Source organism: Sphingomonas sp. (genome assembly GCF_036402235.1).
Classification (GTDB): Bacteria; Pseudomonadota; Alphaproteobacteria; order Sphingomonadales; family Sphingomonadaceae; genus Sphingomonas.
The window spans coordinates 1-3749 of record NZ_DASWTG010000083.1 but is presented as its reverse complement, the minus strand read 5'-3'; the positions used below and the strand labels follow the sequence as shown (position 1 = coordinate 3749).

The 3749-nt window shown below is 68.9% G+C and carries 4 protein-coding genes; 3 read left to right on the top strand and 1 reads right to left on the bottom strand.

Going from position 1 to position 3749, the window contains the following annotated elements; genetic code table 11:
- Positions 1-108 precede the first annotated feature (108 nt).
- The 3 genes from surE (at position 109) to VGD28_RS17015 (ending at position 3158) form a co-directional block, all read left to right on the top strand.
- On the top strand, positions 109-873 hold the full coding sequence (surE, locus tag VGD28_RS17025) for a 5'/3'-nucleotidase SurE (RefSeq protein WP_331029546.1): 765 nt from the start codon (positions 109-111) through the stop codon (positions 871-873).
- A gap of 15 nt (positions 874-888) precedes the next feature.
- Positions 889-1956: a M23 family metallopeptidase gene (locus tag VGD28_RS17020; RefSeq protein WP_331029545.1), complete on the top strand. Its 1068-nt coding sequence runs from the start codon at positions 889-891 to the stop codon at positions 1954-1956.
- Positions 1957-2138: 182 nt separating this feature from the next.
- The gene (locus VGD28_RS17015; RefSeq protein WP_331029544.1) at positions 2139-3158 is read left to right on the top strand and encodes a potassium channel family protein; all 1020 of its coding nucleotides are present in this window, start codon (positions 2139-2141) and stop codon (positions 3156-3158) included.
- Positions 3159-3162: 4 nt separating this feature from the next.
- Here VGD28_RS17015 and VGD28_RS17010 read toward each other — a convergent pair whose 3' ends face one another.
- On the bottom strand, positions 3163-3570 hold the full coding sequence (locus VGD28_RS17010) for a DUF1761 domain-containing protein (RefSeq protein ID WP_331029543.1): 408 nt from the start codon (positions 3568-3570) through the stop codon (positions 3163-3165).
- Between the last annotated feature and the right edge of the window lie 179 nt (positions 3571-3749).

The following is a 3749-nucleotide window of genomic DNA, read 5'->3' as shown; positions in this document are numbered from 1 at the left end:
CAGACGGCGGAATTTTGCCGAGCTGCTCCCGGCCGTCTGCGCGGCCGCCCCTCCACCACTCGCTGCGCGAGCGGTCCCCCTCCCCCAGCAAGCTGGGGGAGGACGCTGATGCGCATCCTCCTCACCAACGACGACGGCGTCCACGCCCGCGGCCTCGAGGTGCTCGAGCGCATCGCCCGCACCCTGTCGGACGACATCACCATCGTCGCCCCGCTCGAGGAGCAGTCCGGCAAGGGCCGCTCGCTCTCGATCACCGAGCCGGTGCGCCTGCGCCGCTTCGGCGAGCGCCGCTTCGCCGTCACCGGCACGCCGACCGACGCCGTGATGATGGCGCTGGCCGAGCTGATGAAGGATTCGCCGCCCGACCTCATCCTCTCCGGCGTCAACCGCGGCGCCAATCTCGGCGAGGATGTGAGCTATTCGGGCACGGTCTCCGCCGCGATGGAGGGTGCGCTCGCCGGCATCCGCTCGATCGCGCTCAGCCAGCGCTATGCCGCCCCCGCGCCCGGCGAACGGGTGAGCTTCGAGGCGGCAGAGCAATGGGGCGAGCGCGTGCTGCGTCCGCTCATCGGCGCGCAATGGGCGCCGCGCACGCTGATGAACGTCAATTTCCCGCCGCTCCCCGCTGCCGAGGTGAGGGGCATCAAGGCGGTCTCGCAGGGCCTGCGCGACTATGGCCGCATGTTTCTCGACAAGCGCACCGACCCGCGCGGCTTCGACTATTACTGGTTCGGTCTCGGCCGGATCGACCACACCCCAGCCGCCGATACCGATCTCGAAGCGATCGAAGCGGGTTACGTCACCGTCACCCCGTTGCATCTGGACATGACGCACCGCGAATCCCTTGATATGGTTACCGAACTATTTCGTTAATGCCGGGGGGCAGACATGGTTGGCCGGGGGGGCCGTTATCGGGGCGTGATCGTCGCGGCATTGCTGCCGCTCGCTTCCGCATGCATTCCTGCGGGCAGCGGCCCGCCGCCGGCGCGCAGCTATGCCGACGATCCGCAGGATCCGACGCGCGCCCCGCGGCGGGAGGACGTCGCTGCCCTGCCCGCGCCCCCGCCCGCCTGGGAAGCGCGCCCGGTCACCGCCGATGCGCGGACGATCCCTGCCTCGACCTACACCGTCCAGCCCGGCGATACGTTGCGCGGCATCGCCAACAAGACCGGCGCCGGCTCCGAGGCGATCGCGCGCGCCAACGGGCTTGAGCGCCCCTTCACCATCCGCGCCGGCCAGCGCCTGTCGATCCCCGGCGGCCGCTACCACCTCGTCCGCGGCGGCGAGACCGGCATCGCCATCGCTCGCGCCTATGGCGTCGAATGGGGGCAGGTCGTCACCGCCAACAACCTGGCCGAGCCCTATATCCTGCGCACCGGCCAGCGCGTGCTGATCCCCGGCGCCGAGCGGCCGCGCACGCGTGAGGAACGCGCCGCCGCCTTTCGTCTCGACATCGACGACATCGTCACCGGCAGCCAGCCCGCCATTGCCGAGCGTGCGCGCCCGGCCCGGCCCACCGCCTCGTCGGCGCGCGTCCTCCCCTCCACCGCCGCGGTCGCGCCGCCGGCGGCGCTCAAGGGGCAGTTCCAGTGGCCCGTGCGCGGCAACATCGTCCGCCGCTTCGGCCCGGTGGCGAGCGGCGAGCGCAGCGACGGGCTCAAGATCGCCGTCCCGCTCGACACGCCGGTGCTCGCCGCCGCGGACGGCACCGTCGCCTATGTCGGCAGCGACATCCCCTCGCTCGGTGGTCTCGTCATCCTCCAGCATGGCGGCGGCTGGACCACCGTCTACGGCCATGCCGGCCAGCTGCTCGTCCAGCGCGGCCAGAGCGTGAAGCGCGGCCAGATGATCGCGCTCTCCGGCGACAGCGGCGCCAACCGCGCGCAGCTCCATTTCGAGATGCGCCAGGGCCGCACCCCCGTCGATCCGGTGCCCAGGCTCCCGGCACGGCCCTGATTACTTGGCAGAAGCACCTCCTCCCCCCGGAGGGGAGGTGGCACCGCGAAGCGGTGACGGAGGGTTAGTTTCGTCGAGCGATGTCGCATGGGGAGAATACCCCTCCACCAGCTTCGCTGGTCCCCCTCCCCCTCCGGGGGAGGAATTGATCAGGCGAGGATAGGCGCTAAGCTCCACCCCGCATGCGCTTCCTCCCCCACGCCACGCTCAAGCGCAAATCGACCCTCCCCGTATGGGTCTCGATCGGCTGGCGCGTCTTCGCGGTGCTCGCGCTGCTCGCGCTGGCGATCGGAGTCCACTGGTTCGACCGGGAGGGGCTGCGCGACAATTATGACGGGCACATCAGCTTCGCCGACATCGTCTATTTCACGATGATCTCGATCACCACCACCGGCTATGGCGACATCGCCCCGGTGACCGAACGCGCGCGGCTGTTCGATGCGCTGGTGGTCACCCCGATCCGCGTCTTCGCGGTGCTGCTGTTCATCGGCACCGCCTATAATTTCGTCCTCAAGCGAACATGGGATAGATGGCGCATGGCCCTGATCCAGCGGAACCTCCACGGCCACATCATCGTCGCCGGCTTCGGCACCACCGGCTCGGAGGCGGTGGACGAGCTGATCGCGCGCGGCACCGAACCGGGCCAGATCGTCGTGATCGACGGCAACACCCAGGCATTGGAGCGCGCCCGCGACTGCGGCTGCACCATCCTTCAGGGCGACGCCACCCGCGATCAGACGCTGGAGGACGTCAAGATCACCCGCGCCCAGTCGATGATCGTCAGCGCCGGGCGCGACGACACGTCGGTGCTCATCACCCTCACCGCCCGCCACCTCGCGCCGAACCTCAGGATCAGCACGGTGGTCAAGGCCGAGGACAATGAGCTTCCCGCACGCGCCGCCGGCGCCACCACCGTGATCAACCCGGTCAGCTTCGCCGGCCTGCTCCTCGCCAGCTCGTGCAAGAGCCAGCACGTCGCCGACTATATGATGGACCTCGCCTCGATCGAAGGTCCGATCGCCCTGGCCGAGCGCCCGGTAGCCGGGGCCGAGATCGGACGCCCGCTCTCGGCCATCGCCACAGGAATCGGCCTGCGCATCTATCGCGGCGGCGAGCCCTTCGGCTTCTTCACCGACGAGGCGAAGGCGCTGCAGGCCGGCGACACCATCGTCGAGGTGATCCGGACCAAGGAAAAGGGCTGAGGCTTCAGCGCAGAAGCTGAAGCACCACGCCCATCACGCAATAGACCACCAGCCAATAGCCCGCGTCGATCAGGAACAGCCGCATCGACATGCGCGAGAACAGATAGTTCACGCCGAACGACGTCGCGATGAAGCCCAGCGCGATCCCGCCCGCGATCATCACGCTGAGGCCAAGATCGGGCGCGCCATAGGTTCCCAGCACGTGATCGAGCACGAACGACGCGATCAGGTTGAGTACGAATGCCGTGCCGAAGATCAGCGGCATGTTCGCGCCAGCGGCCGCGTCCTCCGGGTTGATGCCGCGCTCCGCCATCCACGCCTTGCCGAACACCGGACCATACCAGAGCGCGCCGACTGCAAATCCCGCGATCGCCGCGACCAGCACCGCGAGCCAGTGAATCTCCGTTCCCATGCAACCCTCCCCTGCTACATTTGTAGCACGATATCGCAGTTTCGAGCCCGTGGCAATTTCCTCCGCCGCCACGCCCAGGCCTTCCAATGTTGGATTTCATCTGCTCCATACTTCCGATGGAACAGCGCGCCGCCTTCCCTGCATCCCGCCACGACAAGCGCCCGCGCAGCTGCGCGGCC